This is a genomic window from Flavobacterium sp. CAU 1735 (assembly GCF_039888695.1).
GTDB lineage: Bacteria > Bacteroidota > Bacteroidia > Flavobacteriales > Flavobacteriaceae > Flavobacterium.
On record NZ_JBDQQQ010000001.1, the window covers coordinates 1 to 16113 of the forward strand.

Sequence of the window (16113 nt, forward strand, 5' to 3'; positions counted from 1 at the left end):
AGATGAGATTTCTTTAAAGGGTCGTGGAAGATGACCACGTTGATAGGCTATAGATGTAAAGGCAGTAATGTCATAGTCGAGTAGTACTAATAACCCGTAAGCTTATGTACGTGTCCTTCCGCCGCAAGGCGGAAGGGAAGTCTTTCTGAAAGTTGTTTGATTTTTTATCTCAATATGTTACAATATTAGTGTTATACCTTTAGTATAATCAACGATTTAAGGTGGTTATTGCGGCGGGGCTCACCTCTTCCCATTCCGAACAGAGAAGTTAAGCCCGCCTGCGCAGATGGTACTGCAATCCTGTGGGAGAGTATGTCGCCGCCTTTCTTTTGAAAACCCTATCCAAACGGATAGGGTTTTTTGTTTTATATAACTTTACATCTTCTACACCTGACAGGTTTACAAAACCTGTCAGGTGTTCCTGTTCCAAACAAAACATAAAAAAACCGGAGAAGCTCCGGTTTTTATATTTTGAGAGTTACGAATTGATAGATTAAACATTTAAATCCGTAAAGGCATAAGTTCCATCGGGATTAAAAACAATTTTATAAAGCCCGGTTCCATCATTAGCACTTGTAGGAATACAGGCAAAGGATTTTAAAAGTGCAATAAAACCTCCGGTTCCACCGTATGGATACGAATATGGCATATACTCTAATATCCCTTTATACGAACCAAGCTTTCTTAAATCGACAAAATCAATTTCATAATCCTTATAAAGTACTTCCACTAACGAATAAAAATGCCAGTTGCCATTGGACTGTTCCACAGTGGGATAAATGGGTTTTATATCGGTATCCAGAAACCAGAATCGCGATAAGGCATATTGCGGAAATGAATCAAACCAATATTGATCATCTCTTTCAAGGTTACGATCCCGGGACAGCTTGAATTTGTCAAAAACAGTTTTTAGATCGTAAAAAGTAGTTTCATCTGGAAAATCAAATTCAAGATAACAGTTTGGTGTTTCCATTTTAAAGTTATTTTGATCAAATATAAAACTATATTGGAATTCTTTTAGACGATGTGTAAAATACTGACGGGAATAGAAAAACAGGAGCATTAATAAACAAAAAGAAATGCCTATTTTTGTTCGTTATTCGTTATAAGCAAATATTTTGGGATTATATAAAAACCTATTCAAGCAAACATTTATCTACGGCGTAGCAACGGTACTGCCTCGAATGCTTAGCTTTTTACTGGTTCGCCTTCATACGGACCTAATGCCAAAGAGCGATTATGGGAATGTAACCATTGTTCTTTCCTGGATGGTCTTTTTTAACGTTATCCTTTCGTATGGAATGGAAACGGCTTTTTTCCGTTTTTACAACAAAGAGGAAAACAAAAAAAGCGTCATTGAAACGACTACCATTTCGTTATTCTGGTCGTCGATGTTATTCCTGGCCATGGGATTATTGTTCCGGAGCACGCTGGCCGAATGGGCCGATGTGGAAACCCAATTTGTAACCTATGCCATCTGGATTTTGGTTTTGGATGCTTTGGTAGTGATACCGTTTTCCAAACTCAGAGCCTTTCAGCGCCCGATTAAATATGCGGTGATCAAAATAGCCAATGTCACGATTAACGTAGGGCTAAACGTTTTCTTTTTAGTATTCCTTCCTAAAATAGCCAAAGCTGATCCCGACGGATTCATCAGTAGTTTTTATATTCACGATTATCAGGTAGGCTATATTTTTATTGCCAATCTGATTGCGAGTTTAGCGACGCTGTTGGTATTCCTGCCGGATTATGTCCGATTAAAATGGCATTTCAATTTCCCGCTATGGAAAAATATGATGGATTATGGATTACCGATTTTGTTCGCCGGACTGGCATTCGGAATTAATGAGCACTTCGATAAAATTTTGTTGGGAAAACTATTGCCGCAAAATATTGCCAAAGCAGAAGTAGGGGCTTATTCGGCCTGCTATAAACTCGGCCTTTTTATGGTGTTGTTCCGAACGGCCTATACGTTGGGAATCGAACCGTTCTTTTTTAATCATGCCGACAAAAAAGACGCACCGCAAACTTATGCGGTTGTGACCAAATACTTTGTCATTTTTGGTTCGATGATCTTATTAGGAGTTATCGTTTTTGCCGATATCCTAAAACAGGTTCTGGTTCCAAACAGCAGTTATTGGGAAGCAATGAAAGTGGTACCGCTTATTATTCTGGCGAATTTCTTTTTGGGGATTTACACCAGTTTATCGGTTTGGTACAAATTAATCGACCGAACAAAAGTGGGCGCTTATATTTCCATTGTTGGTGCTGTCGTTACCTTGGTGCTAAATTATGCTTTAATTCCGACCTATAGTTATATGGGATCGGCCATCGCAACACTGGCGGCCTACGGAACCATGATGAGTATTTCCTATTTTATGGGGAATAAATACTATCCGATACCCTATGATAAAAAAAGAATCCTGGGCTATCTGATTGTTTCGTCAGTCTTGGCCGGACTTTCCTTTTATGTTCCGGCACTCCACAATTACTATTTTGGGGTATTGGCGATCCTGGTTTTCGGATATTTTATCTACCGAAACGAAAAAGATACGTTATTACGAATTATGAAGAAAAAAGTTGCCTGATTTTTTCTAATTTTAAAGACAATTGCAAAATAGAATACGCAAAGCAAATAAATATACAATGACCATAAAAATAATTAATAAATCACAACACGCATTACCCGAATATGAAACGATAGCCTCAGCCGGAATGGATCTGAGAGCGAATATTACCGATCCGATAACTTTAAATCCGTTAGAAAGAGCCTTGGTAAAAACCGGACTTTTTATCGAATTACCGATCGGATATGAAGCACAGGTACGCCCTCGTAGCGGATTGGCTTTTAAAAAAGGAATCACCGTATTAAACAGCCCCGGAACAGTTGATGCTGATTATCGCGGTGAAATAGGTGTTATTTTAGTAAATTTATCCAATGAACCGTTTGTGGTTGAAAATGGAGAACGTGTAGCACAATTGGTAATTGCCAAACATGAAAGAGCCGAATGGGAGTTGGTGGAAACACTTTCGGAAACCGTAAGAGGCGAAGGCGGATTCGGAAGTACCGGTGTCAAATAAACGATAAAAAGAAAAACCCCGTTAATATATAAATGATGCTTGCTCGTCAAGTCATCGTCCCCTAAAATACATAGCATAAATGAAGATAATTGTCCCTATGGCCGGTCGTGGATCACGACTTAGACCACATACTTTAACGGTACCAAAACCGTTAATTCCGATTGCCGGTAAGCCTATAGTTCACCGATTGGTAGAAGATATTGCCGGAGTTTTAAATCAGGAAATCGAAGAAATAGCATTCATTATTCACAAAGATTTTGGCGACAAAGTTCCGGGTGAATTAATCGCTATTGCTGAAAAATTAGGAGCAAAAGGAACGATTTATTATCAGAATGAACCGTTGGGAACGGCACATGCGATTCTATGCGCCAAAGAAAGTATGTCGGGACCAATTGTGGTAGCTTACGCCGATACGCTTTTTAGAGCCGACTTTACCTTAGACACAACCGCCGACAGCGTAATCTGGGTAAAACAGGTAGCAGATCCGAGTGCTTTTGGTGTAGTACAATTAAACGATAAAAATGAGATCGTTGATTTTGTAGAAAAACCAAAAGAATTTGTTTCCGATCTGGCGATCATCGGTATTTATTATTTTAAAAGCGGTGAAACCCTACGTAGTGAACTACAATATTTATTAGACAATAATGTCGTAAAAGGTGGCGAATACCAGCTAACGGACGGTTTGGAAAATATGAAACAAAAAGGACTGAAATTCGTTCCAGGTACGGTAGACGAATGGATGGACTGTGGAAACAAAAACGTAACCGTAGAAACCAACTCCAGAATGTTGAACTTTTTACATAACGATGGAGAAAACCTGGTTTCGGCGACCATCAAAAATGAAAATTCAACCATCATTCCACCGTGTTTTATCGGGGACGATGTGGTATTGATTAACGCAACGGTAGGACCAAATGTATCGTTGGGCAAAGGAACGACGGTACAAAACAGTACCATTAAAAACAGTTTGGTACAAACCAATGCCACCATTAAAAATGCCACATTAGACAATGCGATGATCGGAAATCACGCGTCGTTCGATGGTAATTTTACCAGTATTAGTATTGGAGATTATTCCGTTTTAGAATAAGATGAAAATAAAAAGACAGCTTATAATTTTTACATTGCTCGGGTTTCTGAGTGTTCCGGTAACGGTATCGGCACAACAGGAACCGGATGCTATTGCTTTGGAAAACGACGAATTCCAGAATAATTTCTACGAATCGTTAAAACAAAAAGGAATCGAAAATTATGATAAAGCCATACAATCGCTTTATAAATGTCTTAAAACGCAACCGGAAAATCCGGTAATTCATCACGAACTGGGAAAAAATTTCCTGGCTCAGAAAAACTATGCCGAAGCCGAAAAATCGTTTCAAAAAGCCATTGATCTGGATCCGAAACAACGGTGGTATTGGAATGGTTTGTATGACGTCTATTACGAAACCAAAGACTTTAACCGTTCGATTCCGGTTGTGCAGAAGCTGATCAGTTTCGACAAAAAGTTCCAGGACGATCTGGTGTCTTTATATATGTATACCCAACAATTTGATAAAGCGTTAGCGCTGATCAATGAAATGGATGTAACGACCGGATTAACTTCGACATTGGAAATGTACAAACTGCAAATCCTGAGTGATGCCAAATATCGTAAACCGGAAAAGGAAAACCTCGAACAGGCCATTAAAAATAATCCGACCGAGGAAAGTAACTATATCCAGCTGATCTATTTGTATTCCGAAAGCAATCAGGAAGACAAAGCACTGGAAGTGGCCAAAAAACTGGAAAAAGCAATTCCGACTTCCGATTGGGCACAGGTAAGTCTTTTTAAATTTCATCTGAATAACAGAGAACCGCAAAAAGCCGCCGATGCCATGTTTCTGGTATTAAAAAGCAAAAAAATCGATGCTAAAATCAAACATCGTGTACTAAACGAATTCCTGATCTTTTCGAACAATACCAATTCCTTTAAAAAGGAACTGGCACAGGCAGTCGATTATTTGTCGGAAGATCCGAATGTAAACGTACCGAAAGAAATCGGAACATTTTTTCTGGAAAAAAAGAAATATGCCGACGCGATTGCTTACTTTGAAAAAAGTCTGAGCCGCAAAAACGACGACATTGGCACGATAGAATTATTGTTACAGGCCTATACCGATACCGGACAATATGATGCGGTTAACAAAAAAGCAACAGACTATCTGGATTTATTTCCAACGCATGCAAAGTTGTACTTTTTTGCAGGGATGGCGCAAAATCAATTAAAAAATTATAAAAAAGCCCTCGAGTTATTACAAACAGGAATGGATTTTGTAGTAGAAGACAGAGCCTTGGAAATCAACCTGAATATTCAGATGGGGGAAGCCTACCACGGTTTGGGTGATGAAAAGAAAAAAGAAAGCTATTTTATCAAAGCCGATCAATTGTTAAAACAGAAAAAATAATGAAGCGAATAAGTATCGTACTAATCCTGATAGTGTTGGTATCCTGTAAATCCAAACAAAATATTGTGACCGAACAGGGCGCATCCGAAAAAGTGGAAGTTTCGAAGATCATTCAGGGGCATTATGCCAATAAGCTCGATTTTCAGACAGCCAGTATCAGAAGTACGGTAAGCTATGACGATGGAAAAACAGCCTTGTCGATAAACTGTGATATCCGGATTAAAAAAGACGAAACCATTATGGTAACCGCTCGCGCTTTAGGATTGATCACGGTAGCCAAAGCACTGATCACACCCGAAAGAGTAAGTTTTTACAGCAAAGACGGGAAATATTTTGACGGGGATTACCGTTTATTAAGTAAATGGCTGGGAACCGATCTTGATTTTAACAAAGTGCAAAACCTATTGTTGGGAAGAGCGATCGACGATTTGACAAAAACGAAATACAATGTCTCGATCGAAGGGGAAAAATACAAACTGAAAACAAAAGAAGGCAACAACATTGTCAAAGAATTTTTGTTTGAAGGCGCCAATTTCCTGCTAAAAGATCAGATTGTTTCGCAACAAAATCCGTTACGTTCGCTGGAAGTAAACTATCCGGCCTATAAATCCTACGATAAGGCAACATTGCCGTTGAGTATGAACATCGATGCCTATGAAAAAGGAAAAGTCAAAATCGAAGTAAGTTATAACAGTATTAGTTTCGACGAAAAACTGAATTTCCCGTATACGATTCCGGAAGGCTACGAAGAAATAATTATTGATTAAATTTGAAAAAAATATAAAAAATGTACAAAACCCGCTTTAGTATATTGTTGTTATTGCTATCCGTAATCTCCTGGTCGCAGACGGAAGACAAACAACGTCAGCTAGAGGAGCGAAAAGCGCAAATCCAGAAAGAAATCCGAGAAGTACAGAAACTCCTTCAAACCGAAAAAAAGAAGGAGAAATCGGTATTGGTACAAATATCACAGCAGAACACCAAAATCAAATTAAGCGAAAAATTAATCAATACCACGCAAAAACAAACGCGGTTATTGACAGACGATATTTATTTAAAACAACTTGAAATTAACAAGCTTGGGCGGGAACTTACGGTTTTAAAGGAAGATTATTCCAAGATGATTGTTAAATCCTATAAAAGTCGTTCGGAACAAAGTCGTATTATGTTTGTCCTTTCTTCGGAAAACTTTTTACAGGCCTACAAACGGATTCAGTATATGAAACAATATGCGAGCTTCCGAAAAATGCAAGGGGTGGAAATCAAAAACAAAACCCTGCAACTTCAGGATGCTACAGTTGTTTTAGAAACCAAGAAAAAGGCTAAAGAAAAACTGATTGTCGAAAGTGAAAAGGAAAAACACGAACTGGAGGATGACAAAAAAGAACAGGAAAAATTGATGAAAGTAATCCAGAAAGACCAGAAAAAACTGGCTGGAGACATCAAGAAAAAACAAGAAGAATCCAAAGCAATCGACCGACAAATTCAGCGTTTAATTCGTGAAGCAATTGCCGAAGCGAACCGAAAAGCTAGAGAAGCGGCGGCAGCATTAGCAGCGCGTAATAAAGCAGCGGGTAAAAAAGTAGAAAAAGTTGAAGCAACACCAGCGGCAGCCGAATCGACTACAAAATTCTATCTGACACCGGAAGGAAAAGCTTTAGCGGATAATTTCAGAGCCAATAAAGGGCGTTTACCATGGCCGGTAGAAAAAGGATTCGTATCCTTAGGTTTTGGTGATCAACCGCACCCGATTCATAAAAGTCTTATTGTTCACAACAGTGGTGTGGAAATTAGTACCGAACCGGGAACCAATGCCAGAGCTGTTTTTGGTGGCGAAGTACTACAGGTACAGGTGATTTCAGCGAACAATAGAGCGGTATTTATTCAGCACGGGGATTATGTTACCGTTTATCTGAATTTAAGTAAAGTATTTGTTGGAAAAGGAGACAAAGTATCGATCAAACAAAGTATTGGTGAGATCCATACCAACTCATCCGGTAGGGCGGTTCTGAAATTCCTGATTTCACAAAATACGACAACACTAAATCCACAAAGCTGGTTGGCGAATATGTAAATAGTAGGGCTACACCTGAGAGGTTTTTAAAACCTGTCAGGTGTGATCAGTAAATAAAAAAATCCCCTTGAATTTTCAAGGGGATTTTTTTATTCCTGCATAAACAGGGCTTTTAATTCGGTAGCTTCATGCGGCTTCATTTTACCGGCAAGTACCAGACTTAACTGTTTGCGGCGCAATGCGGCTTCAAAGCGTTTTTTCTCTTCTTCGGTTTGTGGCACTATCGCCGGAACTTCTACAGGACGTCCGGTTTCATCAACGGCAACAAACGTATAAATGGCTTCATTTGCTTTATTTTTAATACCCGATTCGCGATCTTCGATCCATACATCAATAAAAATCTCCATGGATGTCTTAAAAGTACGGGATACTTTTGCTTCGACCGTAACCACACTTCCCAACGGAATTGCCCGGTTAAAGGCCACGTGATTTACCGAAGCGGTAACGCAAACACGACGGGAATGTCTTCTGGCTGTAATACTGGCCGCACGATCCATACGTGCCAACAATTCACCTCCGAAAAGATTATTTAAAGGATTGGTTTCACCGGGTAATACCAAATCGGTCAAAACAGTGATAGAATCGGATGGAAATCTTTCTTGCATCTTTTTTTATTGCAAATATAACAATAGAAGCATAAAAAAATCCTGAAAAATTCAGGATTTGATAATTTTAAAGTTCTTTGATAAGCACCCAGGCTTCTTTATTATGGTGTTTATGGATTTCTCGTAATTTTTCCTGAGCATCGGCATAGGAAGTAAAACTACCGTATAAAACGGGATAAAGCCCGAAATTGTTTTTTTCCAGACGAACCGGTTCGTAACCCAAGCGTTTTAATTCGTTAAAAATACGTTCCGCATTGGATTCACTTCTAAAAGCACCGGCCATAATATGATATGGTTTGATCACTTTTGTTCGTGTGTCTTTAACGTTAAGCGTTACCGGAGGTAGTGGACTTTCGATAAAGAACGTAGCCTGTTGAATTTCGTGCTGTACTTTTTCCTGTACATTTTTTTTAACAAGGATATTTTCTTTTTCGATTTGCTGATCGTAATACGATTTATATGTAGCACCGCCAACCCCTAACGATAAGGCAAAAACAGCGGCATATTTCAGGAAGGAATAATTTTTCTTTCTTTCCGGCGTAAAGATAATCGGCGCTTTTTCTTCCAGTTCTTCAACCTGTGCTTTTAATACTTCCCGTTTGATGGAAGGCGACACGACTGAAGTCAGTCCAAAAGAATCCGAAAGGTAATTTACTGAAGTTACCGGTTCGAAAACCCAGTTAAACTCAGAGTTAACGGTTATTTCCCCGATGTTTTTTAAAGCTAATGCTTCGCGACGTTGTAGCTTTTCAATCCAGGTACCTACTTCGTGTTGGATAGCACGTACCGCTTCTTCATACGGCATGTTTTCCTGTAATGAGATATGATTGGCCAACAAGCCGTCGTTGTTTTTCAAATGTGGATTAAAAGACACCAACTTTTTAGGAGGATAGAACGTATTCGTACTTCCATTCAGTTGTGCCGATTGGATTTCGGTTAAAAATGCGCCAAACCCAGGAACGGTAACACATTGATAACGATATAACAAAGCCGAGATGTAGTTTTCTATCTTCATATCTACAAAATTAGATATTCAATAGTGAATCCCAAATTTTATCAACAAATTTTATTAACAATTAAAATATAGTTGTAAACCATTGGTTGTTAGTTATTTGTTTGGGAGGTATCCAGGATTAAGGCTAAATACGACCGAATAAAGGTCAGAATTTGCCCGTTGGAACAGACAATTTGAAAATATGATTCGAAAGGAGTAACTTACTAATTGCTTTATTCGATTATACGCCATGAAAGATACAGAATTGTTTTACACATTAGCACTTTTAAAAGTAGCGGGAATACGGGATGTGATTGCAAAAAGATTGCTAAATCACTTTGGAGAAGCCGAAAAAATATTTGGTGCCCGATCCGGAGAATTGTTAGCGGTAGAAGGGATTGGCGCAATACTTTGTAATAAACTTCGGGATAAGACGGTTTTTAGTGCTGCAGAAGCGGAACTGAAATTTATTCGGAAACACAACATTCAGGTAGCATTTTTTAAAGAAGAGACTTATCCATGTCATTTGAAATATTGCAATGATGGTCCGGTACTGTTATTTTCGAAAGGAAACATCCGATTGGAACAGTCAAAAATAATCAGCATTGTAGGAACGCGACAAATAACCAGTCATGGAATTGCGTTTTGTCGTAAGCTAATTGCCGATTTAGCGCCGTGGAATCCGGTAATCATCAGCGGATTTGCCTATGGAACCGATATAACGGCACATAGGGAAGCGGTGGAAAACAAACTGCAAACCGTTGCGGTGTTGGCACATGGTTTAAACAGGATATATCCGGCGACTCATGCCCCGTTTCAACATCCGATTATGGAAAATGGTGGTTTTCTAACGGAGTTCTGGAGCGATACCAAACCCGAACGGGAACATTTTATTCGGAGAAATCGTATTATAGCGGGTATATCGGAAGCAACTATCGTCATCGAAAGTGCCGAAAAAGGCGGAGCGTTAATCACGGCCTATATGGCCGGTGGTTATAATCGGGATGTTTTTGCCGTTCCGGGAAGAGCTACCGATATGTTTAGTGCCGGATGTCATACGCTTTTAAAAACGCAACGGGCGCATATACTAACGGAAGCCGCCGATCTGGTTTATATGCTTAACTGGGATATCGAAAAGGTTGCCGAAAAAGCCGTACAACAGCAACTTTTTGTGGAATTGGAACCAGACGAACAGCGCATATACGATTTTCTATCCCAAAATGGAAGAGAGCTACTCGATCTGATTGCGCGCAACTGTGCGCTTCCGGTTCATAAAGTATCATCGTTATTATTGCGGATGGAACTAAAAGGGGTAATCCGTCCGCTACCGGGAAAATTATTCGAAATACTGTAAAACAAAACAGAGAGGAATGCTCCTCTCTGTTTTTTATAAATATCCTAATTTTTCACGAACGCGTTTCAGAACGCCACTGGCAATTGCGCCGGCTTTTTCGGCTCCTTTTTGCAACAGTGCGTCTACTTCGTCCAGATGGTTCATATAGTAATGATACTGTTCCCGTTCTTTTCTGAATTTTTCCACGATCAGTTCGAACAGCGCCTGTTTGGCATGACCGTAGCCATAATTACCGCCAAGATAGTTGGCGCGCATTGCCTCGATCGCTTCCGGAGTTGCCAGTAATTTATAGATCGCAAAAGTATTACACGTATCCGGGTTTTTAGGAGCTTCCAGCGGCGTACTATCCGTTTCGATACTCATAACCTGTTTGCGCAATGCTTTATCATCCAGGAAAATATTGATAAAATTATTTCGGGATTTACTCATTTTATGACCGTCCGTTCCAGGAATGATCATAATGTGCTCTTCGATTTTAGCTTCCGGTAAAACAAAAGTCTCTCCCATCTGGTGATTAAATCGTGAAGCAACATCCCGTGTGATTTCAAGGTGCTGTAATTGATCTTTTCCAACCGGAACAAATTCGGCATCGTATAATAAAATATCGGCGGCCATTAACATCGGATACGAAAACAATCCGGCGTTAACATCGCTCAGGTGATCGGCTTTGTCTTTAAACGAATGGGCTAAAGTCAGACGCTGAAAGGGAAAAAAACAGCTCAGATACCAGGCTAGTTCTGCTGTTTGTGGTACATCCGACTGGCGGTAAAACGTAATTTTATTGATATCCAAACCGCATGCAAGCCAGGTTGCAGCAACACTATAGGTGTTTTCACGTAATGTTTTCCCGTCTTTTATCTGTGTAGCCGAATGTAAGTCGGCAATAAAAAGAAAAGATTCGTTCTCGGGCTTGTTGGCCATTTCAATAGCCGGTAAAATAGCGCCGAGTAAATTTCCTAAGTGTGGTGTTCCTGTACTTTGAACACCGGTTAAGATTTTTGCCATTGTTAAATTATTTTTCGCAAAGGTAACGGTTTTAGTAAAAAGTTTTGGAGAATTCTTACTTTTGATTACTGTAAACAAAGGGCAAAAAGGTCCTGATAATCAAAAACAATTAAAAAGACGAATGAAAATAGTAAAAATCCTTTTTTGGACTCTTTGGCGGATCTGGTTCTATGTGTTGGTAACGGTACCGATTATTCTATTATTCCCTTTTTTATTTCTTTCGATACTATCGGAAAAAACATATCCGCAGTTTTTTATTCTGGCCCGGATCTGGGCTAAAATTATATTCTACGGAATGGGATTCCGCTATACGCTGGAAAAGGAAGCGGAACTGGAAAAAGGAAAGAGTTATATGCTGGTTGCCAATCATACGTCAATGATCGATATCATGCTGATGTTGATGTTGGTTAAAGACAACCCGTTTGTTTTTGTAGGAAAAAAAGAGCTGGTTAAAATTCCGATTTTCGGATTTTTCTATAAACGTACCTGTATTTTGGTAGATCGAAGCAGTTCCAAAAGTCGTTTTGAAGTCTTTAAAAGAGCACAAAAACGTCTGGAACAAGGATTGAGTATTTGTATTTTTCCGGAAGGCGGCGTACCGGATAACGAAAATGTACTGTTGGATGAATTTAAAGACGGTGCTTTCCGACTGGCGATCGAACATCAGATTCCAATTGTACCGATGACATTTGGCGACGTAAAAGAACGCTTTTCCTTTACTTTTTTTAGCGGAAGTCCGGGACGTATGCGAATCAAAATACACCAACCGGTCGTAACGGCAGGAAAAACAATGGAGGATAGAAAAGAGGTTAAAGAAAAAGTAAGAGAAACGATACTGAGCGAATTACTCGAAATGTATAAAAACAAAAAAGCACTCTAACCCAAAAGAGTGCTTTTTCAACTTAACTAAAATTCAAGCTAACTAACTAAAAGCTTAAAATCTATAACTGACACCGGTGTACAAACCAAACAGATACGGTTTGAAATTTCCGGCATCATTACTGAACATGTTCAGTTGATATTTAAAGGTAGGTTCAAAATTGGCTTCGAATGCTTTTGCGAAGCGGTATTTAACACCTACACCGATATTGCTACTTACGTGTACATTATTTAGATTGTTGGCTTCTCCTATAGTTGTATTCAACTCCGGCGATACCAGATCAATCTTGTTTTGATTCAGGAATAAAGTACTGAAACCTCCAATTAAAGCGACTCCAAATTTCTTGTCGATTAATTTATAGGATAACTCCATTGGAACTTCGATATAACCCATTCGCTGTGTTAAGGAACCGGAATTCATCTTTTCGATAACTTCTCCGTTGGGTCCTGTGGCTAAATTGTTATAATCTTTATTCTGAATCTGAATATTGTTTTTGGTTTGGTTTACATTTTGTAAAGAACGCGCATTCGAACTTTCGTAATACACAATATTATCGGTGTTGTATTCGAAAGCAAGTCGGTTGATACCGGCTCTCAGCGTAAGCTTGTCGTTTAACTCATAGCGTACGCCTAATCCGTAACTCATCGTATTTTCATAGTCTTTCGTATTAGACGCAAACTGATTGTCAATTGGCGATCCTTTCGAAGTAGAACTAAAGAATACAGGCGTGGTTAAAGCGGTAACCGACCAACGGGAAACTTTGGTTTCTTTGTCTTTTATTTTTTTCTTTTCGGCAACCAGGAATTTTTCTTTCTGAACTTTTTCCAGTGCATTTTCCTGTTCTTCGATCTTAGCGATTTCGGAACTGTCTTTTTTAGGCATTACGATATAATTGGCAATCGTATTGTTTTTCTTAAAATTAAAGGGTTTAAAACGCCCGTTATTTTTAGAATTGCCTTCGTTTGTATTGCGTTCGGCAAATAACTTATCGGTTGATTCTGTATTGGTTTTTTTACGGCCATTAACAGCTGCGATAGATGTATTGCGGTGTTTTTTATAATTTTTATAAGCGTTTTGTTGCTGTTGTTTTCTGGCGGTTGTTTCAGATCCCGGATTAAAGTCGGAAGCGTTACGGTTGCCTTTTACAGTATTTTCATTTGTTACAATAGCATTTGCCGGTTCGGTTACGATGCCGTTTTTATCGTTGATGTTGCCATTGCTGTTCTTATTAGTAACACCTGTATGGTCTTGTCCGTTACCCGAATTTACCATAGGAGCATTGGTAACAGTACCCGTTCCCGGATTGGAAATAAAATAGGTAGCGGTTAAAAACCCCAATAAAAAAACAGCGGCTATTCCCGAAAGTTTTAGCCAGAATGGGGCGATAAACCTGCGTTTTTTCTTTTCGCCATCCAATTCGGATAAAATGTTATCCCATGCGTTTTTTGGAGGAATCGCTTCAAAATCTTTGAATTTTTCCTGAAAAAGACGATCTATATTTTTTCTTTCACTCATTGTACCGAGATGACTACTTTTCTGTTGTGTTGTTGTGTTTCAATTTTTTCTTTTAAAATCATCCGGGCCCTTGCCAGATTTGATTTTGAGGTTCCTATCGTAATGTTTAGCATTTCTGCAATCTCCTTATGGGAATAATCGTCCATTACATAAAGGTTAAATACCAATCGGTAGCGATCCGGTAATTCCTGAATGATGGAAATCAGATAATCCAAAGAGACATCTTCATCGTCAAAATCGACCGTTGGATTCTGATCAATAATATTGTCATTCACTAATTCATAAACACCCTGATTGCGGTATTTCTGTAGAATGTTATTAATCATCAATCGTTTTGCCCAACCTTCAAAAGAACCTTTAAACTGATACTGATCAATCTTTTTGAACAGTAAAATAAAACCATCCTGTAAATTGTCTTCGGCTTCGGCATAATTACGGGAATACTTCATACAGACGGCATAAAGCTTTTGGGACAGGAGCTTGTAAAGCTGTTCCTGGGCTTTGCGGTCATTATTTCTACACTCGTATATTAGTTGCTCGAAACTCAAACGAATTACATTTTATTCTTGTACATCAATCTCCCGGACTAAGAACTGATCTATGCCCTGGGCATTTTTTCCTTGCCAAAATCGTAGCACGTGAATCCCTGAAGTTTTAATGAACAATGGATAGTCCACTTCAAAAGAATTCTCGTTTACGGTTTCACAGTTACTCAGGTTTTGTCTTAGGGCATCAACTGCCATTGTAATTGTGTTGCCGTTTTTCTCGTAATAAATGCCATTAAATGAATAGCAGTTAGTAGGTCGTTTATATTTTAGATAAATTACCGTTTGTTGGCCTGCTTTAAAAGTGCTTGGTAATTCAACATCCTGAACGGGTAACAACTCAAAAGAAATGTCTTTCAATTCAGAATCTGAAGTGCATGCACTAAGAAAAATAATACAAAAAAGCAGGGCCAATATCTTTTTCATTTGTATTTTACTTTTGTTGCTTTATAGGTAGATAAACGAAAATAGAAAAGGTTGCGTCATAAAATAAAAAAAACCCGAATTTTTTTTCGGGTTTTTTTATTTAAGCTTCCTGTTGTTTGATTAGATCTTTGATTTTAAGTTCTAATTCATCCATTAATTCCGGATTATCTTTAATAAGGGATTTTACAGCATCACGTCCCTGACCTAATTTGGTATCGCCATAGCTAAACCAGGATCCGCTTTTTTTGATGATTTCGAAATCAACGGCCAAATCTAAAATTTCACCCACTTTCGAAACACCTTCACCATACATAATGTCGAATTCGGCAGTACGGAATGGTGGTGCTACTTTATTTTTAACGACTTTCACTTTTGTACGGTTACCGATAACGTGTTCACCATCTTTAATCTGTGATGATTTACGGATGTCCAAACGAACCGATGCGTAGAATTTAAGCGCGTTACCACCGGTAGTGGTTTCCGGATTTCCGAACATAACTCCGATTTTCTCACGCAACTGGTTAATAAAGAAAACGGTACAGTTTGTTTTGCTGATCGTAGCGGTTAGTTTTCGCAATGCCTGTGACATTAAACGTGCGTGTAATCCCATTTTAGAATCACCCATTTCGCCTTCGATCTCACTTTTTGGTGTTAAAGCCGCCACCGAGTCAATAACTACAATGTCGATCGCTCCGGAACGGATCAGGTTTTCGGCAATTTCCAAAGCCTGTTCCCCGTTATCCGGTTGTGAAATGATCAGGTTGTCGATATCGATACCCAGTTTTTGCGCATAAAAACGGTCGAAAGCGTGTTCCGCATCGATAAAAGCAGCGATACCTCCGGCTTTTTGCGCTTCGGCAATAGCGTGAAGGGTTAAGGTTGTTTTACCCGAAGATTCCGGTCCGTAAATTTCAATTATTCTACCACGTGGATATCCGTTTACACCCAAAGCCAAGTCAACTCCAAGAGAACCGGAAGGAATAGCCTCCACTTCTTCTACAGCACTGTCTCCAAGTTTCATTACGGTACCTTTTCCGTAGGTTTTATCTAGTTTGTCCAGCGTTAATTGTAACGCTTTTAACTTCGCTTCTTTATCTGCACTCATCTTTCTTTGTCTTAAAAATTGGCTTTTATTTTTTGTAAAAATAGTGCTTTTTTTTAAGTTTCAAACAGGATGTTATCAACATCGG

General features: G+C 39.0%; 16 protein-coding genes and 2 rRNA genes. 10 read left to right on the forward strand and 8 right to left on the reverse strand.

All coding sequences use genetic code 11. The annotated features are described in order from the left end of the window. Positions 1 to 110 (forward strand): 23S ribosomal RNA (locus AAFN64_RS00005); the annotation flags it as partial. 107 nt (positions 111 to 217) lie between these two features. Beyond that, a 5S ribosomal RNA gene (gene rrf, locus AAFN64_RS00010) occupies positions 218 to 327 on the forward strand. A 166-nt stretch (positions 328 to 493) separates the two neighbouring features. Here the strand turns inward: rrf and AAFN64_RS00015 are convergent. Next, positions 494 to 973 carry a hypothetical protein gene (locus tag AAFN64_RS00015; RefSeq protein WP_347758773.1) on the reverse strand — a complete coding sequence of 160 codons (480 nt, stop codon included), beginning with the start codon at positions 971 to 973 and terminating at the stop codon, positions 494 to 496. 145 nt (positions 974 to 1118) lie between these two features. Between AAFN64_RS00015 and AAFN64_RS00020 the strand changes: the two genes are divergently transcribed. The 6 genes from AAFN64_RS00020 to AAFN64_RS00045 all read left to right on the forward strand — a co-directional run bounded on the left by AAFN64_RS00020 (position 1119) and on the right by AAFN64_RS00045 (position 7599). Continuing rightward, positions 1119 to 2588 carry a polysaccharide biosynthesis C-terminal domain-containing protein gene (locus tag AAFN64_RS00020; RefSeq protein ID WP_347758775.1) on the forward strand — a complete coding sequence of 490 codons (1470 nt, stop codon included), beginning with the start codon at positions 1119 to 1121 and terminating at the stop codon, positions 2586 to 2588. 58 nt (positions 2589 to 2646) lie between these two features. Continuing rightward, positions 2647 to 3081, forward strand: a complete 435-nt coding sequence (dut, locus tag AAFN64_RS00025) for a dUTP diphosphatase (protein WP_300489853.1) — start codon at positions 2647 to 2649, stop codon at positions 3079 to 3081. A gap of 79 nt (positions 3082 to 3160) precedes the next feature. After that, positions 3161 to 4171 carry a sugar phosphate nucleotidyltransferase gene (locus AAFN64_RS00030; RefSeq protein WP_347758777.1) on the forward strand — a complete coding sequence of 337 codons (1011 nt, stop codon included), beginning with the start codon at positions 3161 to 3163 and terminating at the stop codon, positions 4169 to 4171. A 1-nt stretch (position 4172) separates the two neighbouring features. Beyond that, positions 4173 to 5525: a tetratricopeptide repeat protein gene (locus tag AAFN64_RS00035; RefSeq protein ID WP_347758778.1), complete on the forward strand. Its 1353-nt coding sequence runs from the start codon at positions 4173 to 4175 to the stop codon at positions 5523 to 5525. Beyond that, positions 5525 to 6292, forward strand: coding sequence for a DUF4292 domain-containing protein (locus tag AAFN64_RS00040; protein WP_300489861.1), 768 nt, complete (start codon positions 5525 to 5527; stop codon positions 6290 to 6292). Before AAFN64_RS00035 ends, AAFN64_RS00040 begins: the two co-directional genes overlap by 1 nt. 20 nt (positions 6293 to 6312) lie before the next feature. Next, positions 6313 to 7599 carry a peptidoglycan DD-metalloendopeptidase family protein gene (locus AAFN64_RS00045; protein WP_300489864.1) on the forward strand — a complete coding sequence of 429 codons (1287 nt, stop codon included), beginning with the start codon at positions 6313 to 6315 and terminating at the stop codon, positions 7597 to 7599. 89 nt (positions 7600 to 7688) lie between these two features. On the opposite strand, the gene AAFN64_RS00050 is transcribed toward AAFN64_RS00045, so the two are convergent. Both AAFN64_RS00050 and AAFN64_RS00055 read right to left on the reverse strand, forming a co-directional pair. Beyond that, entirely contained in the window at positions 7689 to 8204 is a 516-nt protein-coding gene (locus tag AAFN64_RS00050; RefSeq protein WP_136403568.1) for an acyl-CoA thioesterase, read from the reverse strand. A gap of 67 nt (positions 8205 to 8271) precedes the next feature. Next, on the reverse strand, positions 8272 to 9219 hold the full coding sequence (locus AAFN64_RS00055) for an SPOR domain-containing protein (protein ID WP_347758781.1): 948 nt from the start codon (positions 9217 to 9219) through the stop codon (positions 8272 to 8274). Positions 9220 to 9448: 229 nt separating this feature from the next. Between AAFN64_RS00055 and dprA the strand changes: the two genes are divergently transcribed. Continuing rightward, positions 9449 to 10552 (forward strand): DNA-processing protein DprA, encoded by a 1104-nt coding sequence (dprA, locus tag AAFN64_RS00060; protein ID WP_347758783.1) that lies wholly within the window; start codon positions 9449 to 9451, stop codon positions 10550 to 10552. Positions 10553 to 10585: 33 nt separating this feature from the next. Here dprA and trpS read toward each other — a convergent pair whose 3' ends face one another. Continuing rightward, the gene (trpS, locus tag AAFN64_RS00065; protein ID WP_347758785.1) at positions 10586 to 11557 is read right to left on the reverse strand and encodes a tryptophan--tRNA ligase; all 972 of its coding nucleotides are present in this window, start codon (positions 11555 to 11557) and stop codon (positions 10586 to 10588) included. A gap of 121 nt (positions 11558 to 11678) precedes the next feature. On the opposite strand from trpS, the gene AAFN64_RS00070 reads away from it, so the two are divergent. Then, entirely contained in the window at positions 11679 to 12437 is a 759-nt protein-coding gene (locus tag AAFN64_RS00070) for a lysophospholipid acyltransferase family protein (RefSeq protein WP_347758786.1), read from the forward strand. 54 nt (positions 12438 to 12491) lie between these two features. On the opposite strand, the gene AAFN64_RS00075 is transcribed toward AAFN64_RS00070, so the two are convergent. From AAFN64_RS00075 to recA, 4 genes are all read right to left on the reverse strand, one after another. Further along, positions 12492 to 13952, reverse strand: a complete 1461-nt coding sequence (locus AAFN64_RS00075) for an outer membrane beta-barrel protein (protein ID WP_347758787.1) — start codon at positions 13950 to 13952, stop codon at positions 12492 to 12494. Further along, positions 13949 to 14500, reverse strand: a complete 552-nt coding sequence (locus AAFN64_RS00080) for a sigma-70 family RNA polymerase sigma factor (protein WP_300487596.1) — start codon at positions 14498 to 14500, stop codon at positions 13949 to 13951. The genes AAFN64_RS00075 and AAFN64_RS00080 overlap by 4 nt, the downstream gene beginning before the upstream one ends. Positions 14501 to 14512: 12 nt before the next feature. Beyond that, positions 14513 to 14923, reverse strand: a complete 411-nt coding sequence (locus AAFN64_RS00085; protein ID WP_347758789.1) for a hypothetical protein — start codon at positions 14921 to 14923, stop codon at positions 14513 to 14515. A 100-nt stretch (positions 14924 to 15023) separates the two neighbouring features. Beyond that, complete coding sequence (recA, locus tag AAFN64_RS00090) at positions 15024 to 16028, reverse strand: recombinase RecA (protein ID WP_300487602.1); 1005 nt, start codon at positions 16026 to 16028, stop codon at positions 15024 to 15026. Positions 16029 to 16113 lie beyond the last annotated feature (85 nt).